The following is a 16,749-nucleotide window of genomic DNA, read 5'->3' as shown; positions in this document are numbered from 1 at the left end:
GCACCATCGTGGCGTCATCACCATCACCGGACCCGCAGGCGCCCTCGTAGTCACCGACAACGCCGGCCGATCACTGAGCCCGGGACCGCTGGCACGCCCACCAACTCAACCCCCGCCCGCGGTGGCGCCCTGCCCGGGACCTACCGGCGAGCGCGCCGACTGGTGGTGGTATGAACCCTTCCAACCCCAACCACCACCGACAAACAACTAGCTTGGGTTACCGGGGCCGGTCATCTACCGGGAATCTATCGAAGCTCAAACAAATTGGGGCATAAACAAATTCGTTCACACGACCCGGCTGCCTACTGCTTCGTGGACATCCGGGCCGACAACCAAACCCGCATCACCGCCGACCCGCGACCCCAACACCACCGCAACCCCTCATCAACACCGCGGTGAAGGTGCGCACCAATTTGAGTCAAGTCGGGAAGACGGCGAGGACGTCTGACGACGTACCGTGCATTAATGACAATGGTGAGTTTCCGGGCGGACGATGCCGATGTGGCCGCGGCCGACCATTGGGCGCAACGGCTGGGCGTGGATCGGTCGGAATTGTTGCGGGATGCGCTGCGGCGGCATCTGGCCGAGCTCGCTGCGAACCACGATGTTGCCGGCTACGCCGAACACCCGCTTACCCATGATGAGACGTCGCTGGCCAACATTGCCGATTGGGGACCCGCCGAAGAGTGGAGCGACTGGACCGATGCAAAGGGGTGAACGGTGAGTTGCGCAACCCTGGCGGCGGCCGGCCCGTCCTGGTCCTCACCCGGGATCCGGTGGCTGACCGGATTGGTGCTGTCATGGTGACGGCACTGACGCGCACTCCCAGCGATTGCGTCGTCAACTTCGACAATATCCATACGTTGCCGCGCAACGCTTTTTGTCGGAGGATCACTCGATTGTCGCCGACGCGGCTTCATGAGGTGTGTCGCACGCTACGAGCCGGCACCGGATGCTGAGTGCTCGCCAATGCTAGTTACCGACCGGTAGCGACCGGTCTGGACCGGAGTGGGAGAATTCGGCTATGACTGTCATCCCGGACAAGATCCCAGAGAATTTCGTAGCGGGCCTCGAGGGTGTGGTGGCGTTCACCACCGAGATTGCCGAACCCGACAAGGACGGCGGCGCCCTGCGTTACCGGGGTGTCGACATCGAAGACCTGGTGGGCCGACGAGTCACTTTCGGCGACGCCTGGGCTTTGCTGGTGGACGGAAAGTTCGGCCACGGGCTGCCACCGGCCGAGCCATTCCCGCTGCCGATCCACAGCGGCGATGTCCGCGTCGATGTCCAGGCCGGCCTGGCGATGCTCGCACCGATCTGGGGCTATCAGCCGCTGCTCGACATCGACGATGCCACCGCCCGCGACCAGCTCGCCCGGGCCTCGGTAATGGCACTGTCCTATGTCGCCCAATCGGCCCGCGGTATCTACCACCCCGCGGTTCCCCAACGAGTTATCGACGAATGCCCAACGGTCACAGCCCGTTTCATGACGAGATGGCAGGGCGAGCCGGATCCCAGGCATATCGAGGCAGTCGACGCATACTGGGTCTCGGCCGCCGAGCACGGGATGAACGCCTCGACGTTCACGGCACGGGTGATTGCATCGACCGGCGCCGACGTCGCCGCCGCGCTGTCCGGCGCGATCGGGGCGATGAGCGGCCCCCTGCACGGCGGTGCACCGGCACGGGTGCTGCCGATGCTCGAAGAAGTCGAGCGCACCGGTGACGCCCGCGGCCTGGTCAAGGGGATTCTGGACCGCCACGAGAAGCTGATGGGCTTCGGACACCGCGTCTACCGCGCCGAAGACCCCCGCGCGCGCGTACTGCGGGCCACTGCCAAGCGGTTGAACGCACCGCGCTACGAAGTCGCGGCGGCGGTCGAGCAGGCAGCGCTCTCCGAGCTACGGGAACGCCGTCCAGACCGGGCGATCGAAACCAACGTCGAGTTCTGGGCCGCGGTGATCCTGGACTTCGCCGAGGTGCCACCCCACATGATGCCGGCGATGTTCACCTGTGGCCGCACCGCCGGATGGTGCGCCCACATCCTCGAACAAAAGCGACTCGGCAAGCTGGTCCGCCCGTCGGCCATCTACGTCGGCCCGGATCCGCGCAGCCCGGAATCCGTCGAAGGCTGGGACGAGGTCCGCAAGGCCTGACCTGCGAGGCGGCGTGGGTGTCGGTGGCCGGTGATGAGATTGCATCGCGGCTCGAGTCAAAGAGTCGTAACACCCACCGAACCCCTACGGATATCTAGGAGGCCATGATGGCAATTGCCGTCGAACCCGCACTGTCCCCGCACCTCGTCGTCGACGACGCCGCAGCGGCGATCGACTTCTACGTCAAGGCTTTTGATGCCGAAGAACTCGGGCGAGTCCCAGGTCCCGACGGCAAGCTGATCCACGCCGCACTGCGCATCAACGGCTTCACCGTGCTGCTCAACGACGACTTTCCGGAGATGTCCGGCGGCAAGTCGATGACACCCACGTCGCTGGGCGGAACGCCGGTCACCATCCATCTGACGGTGACCGACGTCGACACTAAGTTCCAGCGGGCGCTCGACGCCGGCGCGACTGAGGTCATGCCGCTCGATGACCAGTTCTGGGGCGACCGCTACGGCATCGTTGCGGATCCGTTCGGCCACCACTGGTCGCTGGGTCAGCCGGTGCGCGAGGTCAGCCCCGAGGAGATTGCCGCGTTTACCGGCCAGCCTTCGGGTTAGGCCAGGTCGGCCAATTGGCGTAGCCGGTCGGCCAGCCGGCGCCGCAGCGGCGGCGTCGGCGCGGCCGCCGCGACCGCCAGCATGTCGGCGACCGATGTGAACTTGTTGCGCGGCCGATCGCCGAGGCTGCCGCGGGACACTTCCGCGGCGTCGATCGCCCGCCAGCCGGCGGCGTCGACGACGGCGGGCTGGCGGGTAGCGACCAGCGTGTCCAACGCCGACGGCTTGTCGATCGGATCGCGCAGCAGTCCGGCGTTGAAATCGTCGACCAGCCGCTGCACGGTTTGCAACGCGCACGACTTGTTGGTGCCGATGAATCCCGTCGGGCCGCGCTTGATCCACCCCGCCACGTAGGCGCCGTGTACCGGTTGCCCCGAGTCCGAGTCGATCACCCGGCCGCGGTTGTTCGGTACCACGCCGGCGTCGTCGTCGAAGGGCAAATCACGAATAGCCTTGCCGTGGTAGCCGATCGAGGTCAACACCAGACCGGCTTCGAGCTGGCACACCTCGTCGGTGCCGGTGACGCCGAACTCCATACCGCTGGCCCGCCGCTCACCCAAGACCCGGATGGGAGTCAGTCGGTAGGCCAGCCGGATGCGCGGACGCTGCTGCGGGCCGGACCCGTCGCCGAGCTTGCGAAGAATTTCCAGCTTCTGCTTCGTCGCGGCGTCCGAGACGCCTGCCAGGTCGCGCAGCACCAGCTCGTGGTCGGCGGCGTCGAGCACGACATCTGCCGTCGTCGTCAGCCCGATCAGCTCAGGCAGCGTGAACGCCGAGTGCGCGGGTCCACGTCTGGCGGCGATCACCACCTCCTGCACCCGCGAGGCGCGCAGGGCCTGCAGTGCGTGGTCGGAGATGTCGGTGCGGGCCAGCTCGTCGGGGTCGGCGGTGAGCACGCGGGCCACATCGAGAGCGACGTTGCCGTTGCCGACGACGATGACCCGCTCGTGGCTGAGATCGACTGGCAGCCCGGTGAAATCGGGATGACCGTTGATCCACGCGACCAGCTCGGTTGCGGTGCCGGTCCCCGGCATGCCCATGCCGTTGATGTCCAGCCGCCGGTCATTGGGCGCACCGACGGCGTAGATGACGGCATGGTGGTGTGCGAGCAGGTCGTCGTGGCTCAGGTGCCTGCCGACCTCGACGTTGAGAAAGAACCGGAATTCGCGGCGACGGGCGATCCGGTCGAAGAGCGCGGTCACCCGTTTGGTGGTCTGGTGGTCCGGCGCCACCCCGGCGCGAACCAGTCCATAGGGCGTGGGCAGCTTCTCGAAGACATTGACCCGCACGCCGTGCTGGGTGAGCAGTTCGTCGGCGGCATACATCGCGGCCGGGCCGGCCCCCACGATCGCCACGGTCAAAGGCCCACGATGATGCCCCCGCACCTGTGGTGCGGGGATCACCGGCGCCAGCATGGACGTCGGCGGCAGTTTCTGGTCGGCCGGCCGGTCCGGGTAATACGACTCGTTGAGCGCGATGAACGGTTGCTGTTCGGGGGCCAGCTGGGCAGCGGGTGCGATGGCGCCCACCGGGCAGGCACTCACGCAGGCTCCGCAGTCCACGCACGCCACCGGGTCGATGTAGAGCATCTCGGCGGTGGCAAAGCCCGGCTCGTCCGGCGACGGATGAATGCAGTTCACCGGGCACGCGTAGACACAGGACCCGTCGCTACAGCACGACTGGGTAATAACGTGCGGCATAAAGACCGATCTTCTAGGCGGCCGGTGCGACGACTAGGTGCTGGCGCTGCGGTTCGCTGCGGTAGCGCGACGGCTTCCCGTTGATCTTGCAGATCCGCCAGATCAGCTTGGCCAGCGGGTTCATCAGGCCGGTGTCGTGGCAGAGCATGCGGACGTCACCGAACATGTCACGCAGCATTTGACGCGACTCCGGCGAACGGAAGAACACCTCTTTGCGCACCTGACGCGGGATGTCGAACTCCCGCCAGAACGCCCTCGGCGGAACCACGATCGCCGAGCACAGGATGCGCATGGTGACGGGCACATACAGCGAGAGCCAGAACCGCTTCCGGCGCGGCAGGTCCGGCACCCGCTTACGCAGGTACTCGTGCGCGAACGAGATGTGGCGCGCCTCCTCGGCGACGTGGATGGCCATCACCCGCTCCATGATCGGGTGCAGCTCCTTGCCCTCGCGCAGCACGTTCTTCTGGGTGTGGTCGATGGGCTCTTCGCCGGCGAGGATGCCGAACCAGAACGGGATCGGCAGCGGTCCGGCCACCAGCGGAATGAACGGTTGAATCCACTTCAGCATGCGCGGCATGCCGGGCACGTCGGCCCCGATGTGGTTCACCATCTCCTGAAACATCATGGTGTGGTTGCACTCTTCGACGGCTTCGTGCAGGCAGTACCGGTACTCCGGTGACCCGTTGGGCACCCAGAAGGCGTACTCCATCAGGCCGCGGATCAGGATGGACTCGAAGTGCAGACCGACCTTGGCGACGTTCGCCTGACGCCACATGCCGATCTCGATCTGACGCTCTTGGGACTGCGCCTGGTACCAGGCGTGCCGGCCCAGCGGGTCGGTCTTCGGCAGTATCCAGCGTGGGTCGTTGTCGATGACCGCGAACTCGGGCGACTCCCAGTCGATGTCGGTGTACGGGTTGAAATTGCGCCGCACCGACCCCTCGGACAGTGTGGTCAGCATCTCCACGTACTTCGGGTCGTCCAGGACGTCCATGTTGCGACGCCAACGTCGCACAAGCTTGGTTCGGGCCGTCTTCTGGGCCATTGCAGCCTCCCCAACGCGGTTTACATTTGTATGCGCTATGTCCAACACAGTACCGGAGGTATCGGCAACTTACTAGACCTTCGAATGCCACTGTGGTCGATCCGTGAACATGTGTACACTGTGACTTACATCACACAGCGGCCTGTGATCAACATCGCCGACCGCGTGATCGCCTGGCTCGGCCCAGTCACTAACCTGGTGATCATGGCTGACGTGCTCACGATTCCGGACAACATCAAACCCACTGACGGTCGCTTCGGCTCCGGCCCTTCGAAGGTCCGACCCGAGCAGCTGAAGGCGCTCTCCACCAGCGCCGCCGCGCTTTTCGGCACCTCGCACCGCCAAGCGCCGGTCAAGGACCTGGTTGGCCGGGTGCGCGACGGGTTGCGGGACTACTTCTCGGTGCCCGACGGCTACGAGGTCGTGCTGGGCAACGGCGGTGCCACAGCGTTCTGGGATGCGGCGGCGTTCGGACTGATCGACAAGAGGTCGCTGCACCTGAGCTATGGCGAGTTCAGCTCGAAGTTCGCCTCCGCGGTCGCCAAGAATCCGTTCGTCGGCGATCCGATCATCATCAAGGCCGATCCCGGCAGCGCCCCCGAGCCGCAGAGCGACCCGTCGGTCGACGTGATCGCATGGGCGCACAACGAGACCTCGACGGGGGTCGCGGTGCCGGTCGCTCGGCCTGCCGACTCCGGCGATGCGCTGATCCTCATCGACGCCACCTCCGGCGCCGGCGGCCTGCCGGTCGACATCGCCGACACCGATGCCTACTACTTCGCGCCGCAGAAGAACTTCGCCAGTGACGGCGGGTTGTGGCTGGCGATCTTGAGCCCGGCGGCGCTGGGTCGAATCGAGGCCATCGCCGAGTCCGGTCGATGGGTGCCAGACTTCTTGTCGCTGCCGATCGCGGTGGAGAACAGCCTGAAGAACCAGACCTACAACACCCCGGCTATCGCGACGCTGGTGCTGCTGGCCGAGCAGATCGACTGGCTGTTGGGCAACGGCGGGCTGGAGTGGGCGGTCAAGCGCACCGCGGACTCGTCGCAGCGGTTGTACTCCTGGGCGCAGGAGCGGTCCTACACCACGCCGTTCGTTACCGAGCCGCGGCTGCGCTCGCAGGTAGTGGGCACGATCGACTTCAACGATGACGTCGACGCCGCGGCGGTGGCCAAGGTGCTGCGGGCCAACGGCATCGTCGACACCGAGCCATACCGCAAACTAGGCCGCAACCAGTTGCGGGTCGCGATGTTCCCCGCCGTCGAACCCGACGACGTCAGCGCGCTCACCGAGTGCATCGACTGGGTGGTCGAGCGGATTTAGCCTCTTTACCCCCGCGTGTCAGCACGGTTACGGCCGCTGCCTGTACTAGAGTCCGCAGCGACAGGCCTGGCTCGCTGGTCTGCGAGGAGCCTGCTAGGAGACACCATGCGGGAACTCACGATCGTCGGACTCGATGTCGATGGCAAACACATCATCTGTGAGAGCACGAAAGACAACGGGGAGCCCGGCGACAAGTTCAAGATCCGAGTCGACGACCGGCTGAGGGCGGCAGCGCGCGGCGACGGGGCCCGGGTGGGTCAAACCCATATCGACATCGAGGTCACCAGCATGCTGCATCCCAAGGAAATTCAGTCCCGCATCCGCGCCGGCGCGTCCGTCGAGCAGGTGGCGGCCGCCGCCGGGGTGGACATCGAGCGGGTTGAGCGGTTCGCCCACCCGGTGCTGCTGGAACGCTCGCGCGCCGCGGAGCTGGCAACGGCCGCACACCCCGTGCTCGCCGACGGCCCCGCGGTGCTGACGCTGCTGGAGACCATCACGTCGTCGCTGCTGGCGCGTGGCCTCAACCCGGACAGCACGCTGTGGGACGCGTGGCGTAACGAGGATGGCCGCTGGACGGTCCAGCTCGGCTGGAAGGCGGGTCGTTCGGACAACCTCGCGCATTTCCGGTTCTGCCCAGGCGCGCACGGCGGGACCGTCACCGCCGTCGATGATGCGGCCAGTGAGCTGATCGACCCCAGCTTCGACCGTCCGCTGCGGCCGGTGGCCCCGGTCGCCCAACTCGACTTCGACGAGTCGGCACCCGCGCCGGTCGAGACCCCGGCCGTCGAACCCAAGAGCGAGCCGGCCCGCACCCGCCGCGGCAAGCCACCGGTGCCGGCGTGGGAAGACGTGTTGCTGGGTGTCCGTTCCGGCGGGCAGCGCTAGCCGAACAGCTGCATCGAGACCAGGGTCAGCCAGGCAACGGTCACGCCCACCCCGACGCCCAGCACCAACCAGCGCAGCACCGCGGTGTGCCGCCACCCCCACAGCGTCGGCGCCAAGCCGCCGGCCGCGATGACGTTGAGTCCCACCGCCAACAACGGATGCACCCGGATAAGCCCGAGACTCAGCACCACGACGGCAACCCCGGTGACCGCGGCTACGAACCCGGCAACCGTCAAACCCGTTGCCCACGGGGTGGATTCGTCGGGCATCAGCCGAGCGTAGCCCGACGACGATGCAGACCGCGTAGCGGTCTGAGGAGGAGTCGGGCAATTAGGCCCAAGCCCGAGCCCGCTCGTAGAAGGCCACCGCCGCCGCGGTGGCCACGTTGAGCGAGTCGGTGCCGCGTGACATCGGGATGCGTACCCGCAGATCGCTGGCCCGCAACGCCGCGCGGCTCAAGCCCGGTCCCTCGGCGCCGACCAGCACCGCAACCCGCTCTTCCCGCACCGCCGCCATTGCCTCCGGCAAGGGCGCCGCGTCGGGATCGGGGGTCATGGCCAACAAACGAAATCCCTTCTGCTGCAACGTCTTCAAGTCGGCCGGCCAGTCGGCCGCCCGTGCATAGGGCACCAGCAGCGCGTGGCCCATGGAGACGCGCACCGCGCGGCGGTACAGCGGGTCAGCACAGCCGCTGCCGAACACCACCGCGTCGACGGACAGGCCCGCGGCGTTGCGGAAGATGGCGCCCAGGTTCTCGTGGTCGTTGATGCCCTCGAGCACCACGACGGTCCGGGCGCCGTCGGCGACCTGCACGAGGCTGCGCTCGCGCTCGCGACGCGCGGCGGCCAGCACCCCGCGGTTCAGATGGAAGCCGACCACCTGGGCCATCACCTCGGCGGAGACCCGATAGTAGGGCGCGGGGCTGCCGGCCAGATCTGCCCTGAGCTCATCAAGTCTGCGATCGGTGCCGAGGAAGGCCAACGGCCTAAACGGCGAGGCCAGCATGCGCTGCACCACCAGCACGCCCTCGGCGATCACCAGCCCCTTCCCGCTCGGCAGGTCGGGCCGACGGTCGATGCTGTTCAAATCCCGAAAGTTATCGAGCCGGACGTCGCCGGGATCGGTGATATCGCAAACGACCACACCGTCGGCACCACTGGTGGGGTCTAAACCGTTTGTGGTCAAGGGCTTTCGTCGACGAGGGCCAAGATCAGGTCGGCGGCCTCACGCAGCGTATCCCGTTCCGCGCCACCCAGGGTGTCGAGCCGTTGCGCCAGCCACTCCTGGCTGGCGCGGCGTTCGGCCTCGATCAGTTCGACACCGGCATCGGAGACCGAGACCAGGACCTGCCGGCCGTCGTCGGGGTGCGCAACACGGTCCACAAAACCCAAATCGGCCAGCGAGGCGATGACCCGCGTCATCGACGGCGGGCGAACCCGTTCCCTGATCGCCAGCGCGCCCGGTGTCATCGGGCCGTAATTGTTCAATGTCGCCAGCACCGACAGCTGCGACAACGACACCGGGGACTGCGGCCGACGGAACCGCAGCTGCCGGGACAGCCGCATTACCGCCAACGACAGGTCGCTGGCCAATCGGCTATCGCCCTCCATCACAGCGCGAAGGTTACGACAGAACGCCCAATCGTCGACAACGAATCACCGAGTCCGGGCCTCGGCCCCGCCAATTGCCGGACTTCCCCTCCGGCGGCAAGGCGGCCGGCATCGTCGTCGGGCTATGTTGAAGGCCATGTCTGTCGAGCCTGGCAAAAGCCTCGATCCGCCGATGCTGCCCGCTGCCCTGCTGGAGGTATGGCCGGTGCTCGGCGTCGGCGCAGTGGCCTGGCTGGTTGCCGCCGTGGCCGCGTTCGTCGTACCAAGCCTCGAGACGTGGCGACCGCTGACGTTGGCCGGGCTGGGAGTCGGGGTACTGGGCACCATGATCTTCCTGGTGCAACGCGACGCTGCCCGCCGCGGCGCGCGTGGCGCGCAGACCGGATTGAACTACCAACGCGATCCCGACCGAAAATAACGGCCCCGAGCTAGGAGGTACGCGTCCGATGGCAGCGCCGCTATTGCAAGCGCAGGTTGATATCAAGGCACCCGTCTCGAAAGTCTGGTCGCTGGTCAGTGATTTCTCTCGCATGCCGGAGTGGAGCCCACAGTGTCGCTTGATGCGGGCACTCGGTCCGGTCCGCCAGGGCACCCGCACCATCAACGTCAACCGCCGCAACCTGCTGTTCTGGCCGACGACATGTACCGTCCTCGAGGTGGTTCCTGACCAGAAGTTGGCATTTCGGGTCAACATGAACAACACGGTCTGGAGCTACGAACTGCAGCCGATCCCCGACGGCACCCGGGTGATCGAGAGCAGGCACGCCGAGAACGGGGTCAAGCCGGTATCGAGTATGGCGGTGAACGCGCTTTTCGGCGGGACCGCGAACTTCGAGCGGGAACTTGTCGACGGCATGAACGCCTCGCTGGGCAAGATCAAGGCCGCGGCCGAGAGCAGCTAGCTGAGCCCTGTGGGTTTCTCGCTGACGTCGAGCACCCCGTCGTCGTACGGGTCATACATCGGCGAACCACTGCCCGCAGGGGCCGGGGTGTCGGAGTGCGCACCGCAGCCGTATTCAAAGTCGACGACATGCCCGTCGGCGGACAACTCATTGCCGCACACCCCGAACATCGCACCTAGCGACCCGGAAAGCGGCAGGAAGAAACCGCAATCGCGGCACACGCGCTTGGTGGATTGCGCCATCTGCGACGACGGGCCGTAGTCACCGTCATGCCAGCGTTGGGCCGCCTCGGAGCGGCCCCAGGCACTCATCACCCGGCGCCGTCCAAAACCGATCTCGAGGGCGATTTCGTCGACCTGCGGGTCACCGGAGGCCAGGTAACCGGGCACCAACCGCGGATCGTCCGGCAGCGGCGCCAGCAGGTCGCCGGGGCTCAGGTCGCCCGGGCGAATCCGCTGATCCCAGGGCACCCATCCCGGCGCCAACAGCGACGTCGGCCCGGGCACCAGCACTACCTCGCTGACCGTCGCGTGGTCAGCCCCGGGATAGGCGGCCACGACGACAGCCCACTGCCAGCCCTGATAACCGGGCAAATGGGCCAGAAAACGGTGGGTGGCGCTGGTCGGATCTTCGTAGCCGACGCCCAGATAGTCACCCACCGTGTCGGCCCCGCTGAACTCGACGATGGCTGCCCGGGCCGGCTCGACGGCGCCGGTGAGAACGGTCGCCAATTCCGGCGACCACTCGTCGGTGGTCGCCGCGGCCGACTCCGCAGTGGGTCGGATCACGTTGTCCGCTGTTTCCATACGCCCCTAATACTGTCGCACAGCCGGGGGACTCGGCCACACCGGTTGCCTGCACGTCCGATCAGCCGGCATCTGTGAGAATTGGGGCATGGCTGGACGGCGGCGCGATCACCCCGATACGAGCCGGGCATCTAGCGGCCGCCGCACCCCTGGCGGACCCGCCGCCCAGCACCCCGGCATGGCCAACTATCCGGCAGACGACTCCGGCTACCGCCGGCCCCGCCGCCCGCCGCCGATGCCCAGCGCCAACCGCTATCTGCCGCCGCTGGACCGCGAGCCCGAGCCCGATCGGCGCAGCGAGCCGCCGCGTGGCGGCGCCGGCGGCGAGCGGGTCACGGTCACCCGCGCTGCCGCGCAGCGCAGCCGTGAGATGGGTTCGCGGATGTATGGGTTGGTGCAACGAGCCGCCACCGCCGACGGCGCCGACAAGTCGGGGCTGACGGCGCTGACCTGGCCGGTGGTGTGCAATTTCGCAACCGATGCAGCGATGGCCGTCGCACTGGCCAACACCCTGTTCTTCGCCGCGGCCACTGGGGAAAGCAAGGACAAGGTCGCGTTGTACCTGCTGATCACGATCGCGCCGTTCGCGGTTGTCGCGCCGCTGATCGGTCCGGCGCTGGACCGGCTGCAGCACGGCCGACGGGTCGCGCTGGCGGCGTCGTTCGGGCTGCGCACGGCGTTGGCGGTGTTGCTGATCAGCAACTACGACGGCGCCACCGGAAGCTTCCCATCATGGGTGTTGTATCCGTGTGCGCTGGGAATGATGGTGCTGTCCAAGTCGTTTAGCGTCCTTCGCAGCGCGGTGACGCCGCGGGTGATGCCACCGACGATCGACCTCGTACGAGTCAATTCCCGGCTGACCATGTTCGGGCTGTTGGGCGGCACCATCCTCGGCGGCGGCATCGCCAGCGGGATCGAGTACGCCTTGACCCGCATGTTCCATTGGCCCGGCGCGTTATTCGTCACCGTTGCGGTCACGGTTGCCGGTGCCTTGCTGTCCATGCGAATTCCACGCTGGGTCGAAGTGACCGAGGGTGAGGTTCCCACCACGTTGAGCTACCGCAGCCGCCGGCCCGGCAAAAGCTGGTCCGAGGACTTTAGCGGGGCGCTTCGACAACCATTGGGCCGCAACATCATTACCTCGCTGTGGGGCAATTCCACGATCAAGGTCATGGTCGGATTTCTGTTCTTGTATCCCGCTTTTGTCGCCAAAGCGCGCGACGGTAGTGGCTGGGTGCAGCTTGGCATGCTGGGGCTGATCGGCGCCGCGGCCGCCATCGGTAATTTCGCGGGCAACTTCGCCAGCGCACGGATGCGGTTGGGCAGGCCCTCGGTGCTGGTGGTGCGCTGCACCCTGGCGGTAACCGTGGCTGCGGTGGCGGCAGCGGTGGCCGGCAATCTGGTAACTGCCGCGATCGCAACCTTGATCACCTCGGGTTCGAGCGCGATCGCCAAGGCCGCACTGGACGCGTCGTTGCAGGACGACTTGCCGGAGGAATCACGTGCGTCGGCGTTCGGACGGTCGGAATCGACACTGCAGCTGGCGTGGGTGCTCGGCGGCGCGCTGGGCGTGTTGCTCTATACCGATCTGTGGGTCGGCTTCACCGTCGTTGCGGCGGTGCTGATTCCGGGTTTGGCGCAGACGGTGCTCAGCTTCCACGGTGACTCGTTGATTCCCGGTCTTGGTGGCAACCGGCCGGTGATGGTCGAGCAGGAAGGCGGCCCCAGCGGCCACGACGCTGCGGCGGTCTCGTGGGAGTGAAGCCGACGGCGAGGTTGGGCATCGCCGCGCTGCTCGCCGCATTGCTGGTATTGGCATGTGCGGCTGCGGGAGTCGGCGCCTGGGCGCTGACGCGCGGACGCGGTTCGCTACACCCGGAGATCAGCGCGTATTCCCACGGCCAGCTGACCCGGGTTGGCCCTTACCGGTACTGCAAAGTCCTCGACCTCGATGACTGCGAAAACCCAAGGGCACAAGGCGAGTTGCAGGTGAATGCGCGTGATCCGGTGCAGCTCTCGGTGCCAGCGGCGATCGGCGAGGCACCCTGGTGGCTGTTGCGCGTGTACGAGGACGCGGTCAACCCGACGACGACCTTCTACCGGCCGGGCAGCAGGCTGGCGGTCACCATCCCCACCATCGATCCGAAGCAGGGTCGACTGACCGGTATCGCTGTCCAACTGATGACCGTCGTCGTCGACCAGGCCGGGCAACTGCACGGTGTCCCCCATGCGGAGTGGTCGGTGCGCACCGTGTGGGACTAGCGGCAGCTAAGCGCCGTGGCCGACAGGCACCGCTTCGGCAGCGGGCGTCGGTCCTGGCGGTGTCCCGTCACCGAAGGGCTTGCCACCCAATGCTTCCCGGCCATGCGGCGTCAGCCAGTTGGCCAGCTCCGGCCCCTTGGGCACGATACGGGTCGGGTTGATGTCGGCGTGCACGATATAGTAGTGCTGCTTGATCTGAACGAAGTCGACGGTATCGCCGAAACCCGGCGTCTGGAATAGGTCACGCGCGTAGGCCCACAGCACCGGCATCTCGGAAAGTTTGCTTCGATTGCATTTGAAGTGCCCGTGGTAAACCGGGTCGAAGCGAGCCAAGGTGGTGAACAACCGGACATCGGCCTCGGTGATCGTCTCGCCCACCAGATACCGTTGGTTTTCCAGTCGATCGCTGACCCAGTCCAACGCGGTGAACAACCGGTCGTAGGCCGCATCGTAGGCCTGCTGCGAGCCGGCGAAGCCACATCGGTAAACGACGTTGTTGATCTCCGTGTAGACCCTTTTATTGACCTCGTCGATCTCGCCGCGCAGCGATTCGGGATACAGCTGCGGAGCGCCATCGCGTTGGTAGGCAGTCCATTCCATCGACAGATCCAACGTCAGCTGCGGGAAGTCGTTGGTGACAACGGCGCCCGTCGGCACGTCGACGATTGCCGGGACGGTGATGCCTTTCGGATAGTCGGGAAAGCGTTTGAAATATGCGTCCTGCAGCCGCGGGATCTTCAAAACCGGGTCGACGCCACCCGGGTCAAGGTCGAAGGTCCAGCTGCGCTTGTCATGAGTCGGGCCGCAAAACCCAATGGAGATAACGCTTTCCAGACCGAGTAATCGTCGGACAATGATCGCGCGGTTGGCCCAGGGGCAGGCGCGCGCGACGATCAGTCGATACCGCCCCGGCTCTACCGGATAGCCGTCCCGGCCGTCGGCGGTGATACGGGTGGCAATGTAGTTGGTGTCGCGGGTGAACTCGCCGGCATCGGCGACGTACGTCATGTCAGGTGTCGGCGAAGGTCAGGAACCGACGGGCCAGATCGGTCTCGGTGGACGCACCGGCCTCCCAGTGCGCGATCCACGGTCCGGTTCCCTCGGACTGATCGACGATCCCGTCTTCGAGCCAGGTGTAACGACCCTTCAACACATTGCGCGCCACCACGGCGTCGGTGCTGTCGGTGTTGGCCCACAAGGCGTTGAACAGCGCCTCGACCCGCAGGGTGGCCTGCTGGCAGAACGCGTCGGCCAGCTCATATGCCTGCTCGCCCTGGGCCCGATCTGCAACTCGCTGGGCCTCGGCCCGCACGCACGCCGCCGACATGGCGAACAGTTCGGCGCCGATATCCACGACCCGCCCGAGGAATCCCTGCTTTTGCTCCATCGCGGCTTGCCAGCGCGCCATCCCGTAGAAGGTGTTGCGGGCCAGCTTGCGGGCGGAGCGCTCGACGAATCGCAGATGTGTTGCCAATCTACCGAACTCGCGGAACGCCGTCGGCCGTTGCCCCTCACCGAACACCAACTGCGGCAACCACTTTGCGTAGAATCCGCTCGCGCCAACCGCCGCCTTGGCCTTCTGCCGAACATCGGCTTTCGGATTCGCCAGATCGCCGGCGGCGCTGAGGTGGGCGTCGACGGCCTCGCGGGCAATGAGCAGCCGCATGATCTCGCTGGATCCTTCGAAGATGCGGTTGATCCTCAAGTCGCGGACCACCTGCTCGACAGGCACCGCCCGCTCGCCGCGCGCGGCGAGCGACTCGGCGGTCTCATAGCCCCGGCCGCCGCGGATCTGCAGCAGTTCGTCGCCGATCAGGCAGGCCATCTCGCTCGACCACAGCTTGGCCAGTGCCGCCTCGATCCGGATGTCGTTGCGGCCTTCGTCGGCCATCTGACCGGACAACTCCAATACCGATTCGAGCGCGTAACTCGTCGCGGCCATGAACGAGATCTTTTCTGCGACGGCCCCGTGTTCGCCGACGGGTTTGCCCCACTGCACGCGTTCACCGGCCCACTCCCGCGCGATCTTCAGCGACCATTTGGCGGAGCCGGCCGCGATCGCCGGTATCGAGAGCCGGCCGGCGTTCAGGGTGGTCAGCGCGATCTTCAGGCCGTCGCCTTCTCGGCCGATGAGGTTTTCCGCGGGGACTCGGACGCGATGCAGCCTGGTGAGACCGTTTTCGATACCGCGCAGTCCCATGAACTTGTTGCGCCGCTCCACGGTGATGCCGGGTGAATTGGCCTCGACGACGAACGCGCTGATTCCGCCCCGATGCCCCTCGCTCTTGGGTACGGCGGCCATCACCACCAGCAGTTCGGCGACGACGCCGTTGGTGGTCCACAGCTTCACGCCTTCGAGTTCGTAGGCGGCTCCGTCGTCGACCGGCGTCGCCGTTGAGGCCAGCCGCGCCGGATCCGAGCCCACGTCGGGTTCGGTGAGCAGAAACGCCGTTATCGCCCCGGCGGCGCACCGCGGCAGGAACTTCTGCTTCTGCTCTTTGGTCCCGGCCAGCTTCAGCGGTTCCGGCACGCCGATCGACTGATGAGCGGACAGCAGCGCCCCGAGGCTGGCGTGCACGGTCGACACCATCATCAACGCCCGGTTGTAGGCGACTTGCGACATGTTCAGGCCGCCGTACTCGGACGGGATCTTCATCCCGAAACAGCCCAGTTCGGCGAGGCCCTTTACGTATTCGTCGGGGATCTGTGCGTCGCGCTCGATGACGCCGCCGTCGATCGTGTCGAGAAATTCGCGCAGCTGAGCCAGGAACTTCTCGGTGCGATCCGCCTCGTCGTCAGAGGGCCTCGGAAACGGGTGAACGAGCTCTAGCGGAAATCGGCCGAGGAAAAGCTCCTTGGCCAAGGACGGCTTATCCCAACCGCTTTCACGAGATTCCTCAGCTACGGCTCTCGCTTGCTCCTCGCTGACCTGTGCCTGCTGTGCCATGGGACACTCCTCGTTCGACGGCTTCCTCGGGTGTAGTACTCCAGTGTTACCCGCCAGTACGCTCCGGTCCATGCTTTTTGCAGAACGCCGGCTCCGAGTTAGGCGTCGAGTTCCCGGGCGACGGCTTTGACCACGTCAGAGACGCGGCGAGCGGTCTTGCGGTCCGGGTAGCGGCCCTTGCGCAGCTCGGGCTGCACGGTGCTCTCCAGCAAGGTGATCATGTCCTCGACCATGCCGTGTAGTTCATCCGGGCTGTGCTTGTGTTCGGCCGGGCCTTCCCGGCGGGGACGGGTCAGAGTGGGCGGCGGGTCGATGAGTTTCAGACTCAATGCCTGGGGTCCACGCCGTCCGGAGGCAACGCCGAACTCGACGCGCTGCCCTGCCTTGAGGCCTTCGACGCCCGCGGGCAACGCCGAGGAGCGGACGTAGACGTCCTCGCCGTCCTCCTGGGACAGAAAGCCGAATCCCTTGTCAGCGTCGTACCACTTCACCTTGCCAGTCGGCACCGGTCTCACCTGCTTGTCTGACGGATATCTAAGTTGAGCAAA

Annotated in this window: 19 protein-coding genes and 1 pseudogene; 11 read left to right on the top strand and 9 right to left on the bottom strand. The window is 66.3% G+C overall.

What is annotated here, in order from left to right; genetic code table 11:
* The 5 genes and pseudogenes from VKI00_RS16870 to VKI00_RS16850 all read left to right on the top strand — a co-directional run.
* Positions 1-211: pseudogene (locus VKI00_RS16870) on the top strand (hypothetical protein); the annotation flags it as partial.
* 260 nt (positions 212-471) lie between these two features.
* Positions 472-717, top strand: a complete 246-nt coding sequence (locus tag VKI00_RS16865; RefSeq protein WP_324439318.1) for a ribbon-helix-helix protein, CopG family — start codon at positions 472-474, stop codon at positions 715-717.
* Positions 714-959 (top strand): type II toxin-antitoxin system PemK/MazF family toxin, encoded by a 246-nt coding sequence (locus tag VKI00_RS16860; RefSeq protein ID WP_324439308.1) that lies wholly within the window; start codon positions 714-716, stop codon positions 957-959. Before VKI00_RS16865 ends, VKI00_RS16860 begins: the two co-directional genes overlap by 4 nt.
* A gap of 65 nt (positions 960-1,024) precedes the next feature.
* Entirely contained in the window at positions 1,025-2,155 is a 1,131-nt protein-coding gene (locus VKI00_RS16855) for a citrate synthase 2 (RefSeq protein ID WP_324439306.1), read from the top strand.
* A 107-nt stretch (positions 2,156-2,262) separates the two neighbouring features.
* On the top strand, positions 2,263-2,718 hold the full coding sequence (locus VKI00_RS16850; protein ID WP_324439304.1) for a VOC family protein: 456 nt from the start codon (positions 2,263-2,265) through the stop codon (positions 2,716-2,718).
* Here the strand turns inward: VKI00_RS16850 and VKI00_RS16845 are convergent.
* Both VKI00_RS16845 and VKI00_RS16840 read right to left on the bottom strand, forming a co-directional pair.
* Entirely contained in the window at positions 2,715-4,418 is a 1,704-nt protein-coding gene (locus VKI00_RS16845; RefSeq protein WP_324439302.1) for an FAD-dependent oxidoreductase, read from the bottom strand. The two genes, VKI00_RS16850 and VKI00_RS16845, sit on opposite strands and share 4 nt — an antisense overlap.
* Before the next feature lie 13 nt (positions 4,419-4,431).
* The gene (locus tag VKI00_RS16840) at positions 4,432-5,466 is read right to left on the bottom strand and encodes a diiron oxygenase (protein ID WP_324439300.1); all 1,035 of its coding nucleotides are present in this window, start codon (positions 5,464-5,466) and stop codon (positions 4,432-4,434) included.
* A 204-nt stretch (positions 5,467-5,670) separates the two neighbouring features.
* Here VKI00_RS16840 and serC point away from each other — a divergent pair, with 204 nt between their 5' ends.
* Positions 5,671-6,789 (top strand): phosphoserine transaminase, encoded by a 1,119-nt coding sequence (gene serC, locus VKI00_RS16835; protein ID WP_324439298.1) that lies wholly within the window; start codon positions 5,671-5,673, stop codon positions 6,787-6,789.
* Between the two features lie 105 nt (positions 6,790-6,894).
* Positions 6,895-7,674, top strand: a complete 780-nt coding sequence (sepH, locus tag VKI00_RS16830) for a septation protein SepH (RefSeq protein ID WP_324439296.1) — start codon at positions 6,895-6,897, stop codon at positions 7,672-7,674.
* Here sepH and VKI00_RS16825 read toward each other — a convergent pair.
* From VKI00_RS16825 to VKI00_RS16815, 3 genes are all read right to left on the bottom strand, one after another.
* Positions 7,671-7,943 carry a DUF2537 domain-containing protein gene (locus VKI00_RS16825; protein WP_324439294.1) on the bottom strand — a complete coding sequence of 91 codons (273 nt, stop codon included), beginning with the start codon at positions 7,941-7,943 and terminating at the stop codon, positions 7,671-7,673. The genes sepH and VKI00_RS16825 overlap by 4 nt on opposite strands.
* 61 nt (positions 7,944-8,004) lie before the next feature.
* The gene (locus VKI00_RS16820; protein WP_324439292.1) at positions 8,005-8,859 is read right to left on the bottom strand and encodes an RNA methyltransferase; all 855 of its coding nucleotides are present in this window, start codon (positions 8,857-8,859) and stop codon (positions 8,005-8,007) included.
* Positions 8,856-9,284: a MarR family winged helix-turn-helix transcriptional regulator gene (locus VKI00_RS16815; protein WP_414687223.1), complete on the bottom strand. Its 429-nt coding sequence runs from the start codon at positions 9,282-9,284 to the stop codon at positions 8,856-8,858. Before VKI00_RS16815 ends, VKI00_RS16820 begins: the two co-directional genes overlap by 4 nt.
* Positions 9,285-9,420: 136 nt before the next feature.
* Between VKI00_RS16815 and VKI00_RS16810 the strand changes: the two genes are divergently transcribed.
* The gene (locus VKI00_RS16810; RefSeq protein WP_324439288.1) at positions 9,421-9,702 is read left to right on the top strand and encodes a DUF2530 domain-containing protein; all 282 of its coding nucleotides are present in this window, start codon (positions 9,421-9,423) and stop codon (positions 9,700-9,702) included.
* 28 nt (positions 9,703-9,730) lie between these two features.
* On the top strand, positions 9,731-10,186 hold the full coding sequence (locus VKI00_RS16805; RefSeq protein WP_324439287.1) for an SRPBCC family protein: 456 nt from the start codon (positions 9,731-9,733) through the stop codon (positions 10,184-10,186).
* On the opposite strand, the gene VKI00_RS16800 is transcribed toward VKI00_RS16805, so the two are convergent.
* Entirely contained in the window at positions 10,183-10,992 is an 810-nt protein-coding gene (locus VKI00_RS16800) for a DUF3027 domain-containing protein (RefSeq protein ID WP_414687222.1), read from the bottom strand. The genes VKI00_RS16805 and VKI00_RS16800 overlap by 4 nt on opposite strands.
* An 88-nt stretch (positions 10,993-11,080) precedes the next feature.
* On the opposite strand from VKI00_RS16800, the gene VKI00_RS16795 reads away from it, so the two are divergent.
* Together VKI00_RS16795 and VKI00_RS16790 are read left to right on the top strand one after the other, a co-directional pair.
* A complete protein-coding gene (locus tag VKI00_RS16795; protein ID WP_414687221.1) occupies positions 11,081-12,754 on the top strand; it encodes an MFS transporter in 1,674 nt (557 codons plus the stop codon).
* Positions 12,751-13,254 (top strand): DUF2771 domain-containing protein, encoded by a 504-nt coding sequence (locus VKI00_RS16790; protein WP_324439312.1) that lies wholly within the window; start codon positions 12,751-12,753, stop codon positions 13,252-13,254. Before VKI00_RS16795 ends, VKI00_RS16790 begins: the two co-directional genes overlap by 4 nt.
* Positions 13,255-13,260: 6 nt before the next feature.
* Here VKI00_RS16790 and VKI00_RS16785 read toward each other — a convergent pair whose 3' ends face one another.
* The 3 genes from VKI00_RS16785 to VKI00_RS16775 all read right to left on the bottom strand — a co-directional run bounded on the left by VKI00_RS16785 (position 13,261) and on the right by VKI00_RS16775 (position 16,707).
* On the bottom strand, positions 13,261-14,262 hold the full coding sequence (locus tag VKI00_RS16785; protein WP_324439285.1) for a glutathione S-transferase family protein: 1,002 nt from the start codon (positions 14,260-14,262) through the stop codon (positions 13,261-13,263).
* A 1-nt stretch (position 14,263) separates the two neighbouring features.
* A complete protein-coding gene (locus VKI00_RS16780) occupies positions 14,264-16,201 on the bottom strand; it encodes an acyl-CoA dehydrogenase family protein (RefSeq protein WP_324439283.1) in 1,938 nt (645 codons plus the stop codon).
* Positions 16,202-16,299: 98 nt separating this feature from the next.
* Entirely contained in the window at positions 16,300-16,707 is a 408-nt protein-coding gene (locus VKI00_RS16775; RefSeq protein WP_324439281.1) for a cold-shock protein, read from the bottom strand.
* Between the last annotated feature and the right edge of the window lie 42 nt (positions 16,708-16,749).

This window comes from Mycobacterium sp., assembly GCF_035314665.1.
Classification (GTDB): domain Bacteria; phylum Actinomycetota; class Actinomycetes; order Mycobacteriales; family Mycobacteriaceae; genus Mycobacterium.
The sequence above is the reverse complement of the archived record's forward strand: the minus strand, read 5'-3'. Positions and strand labels throughout refer to the sequence as shown.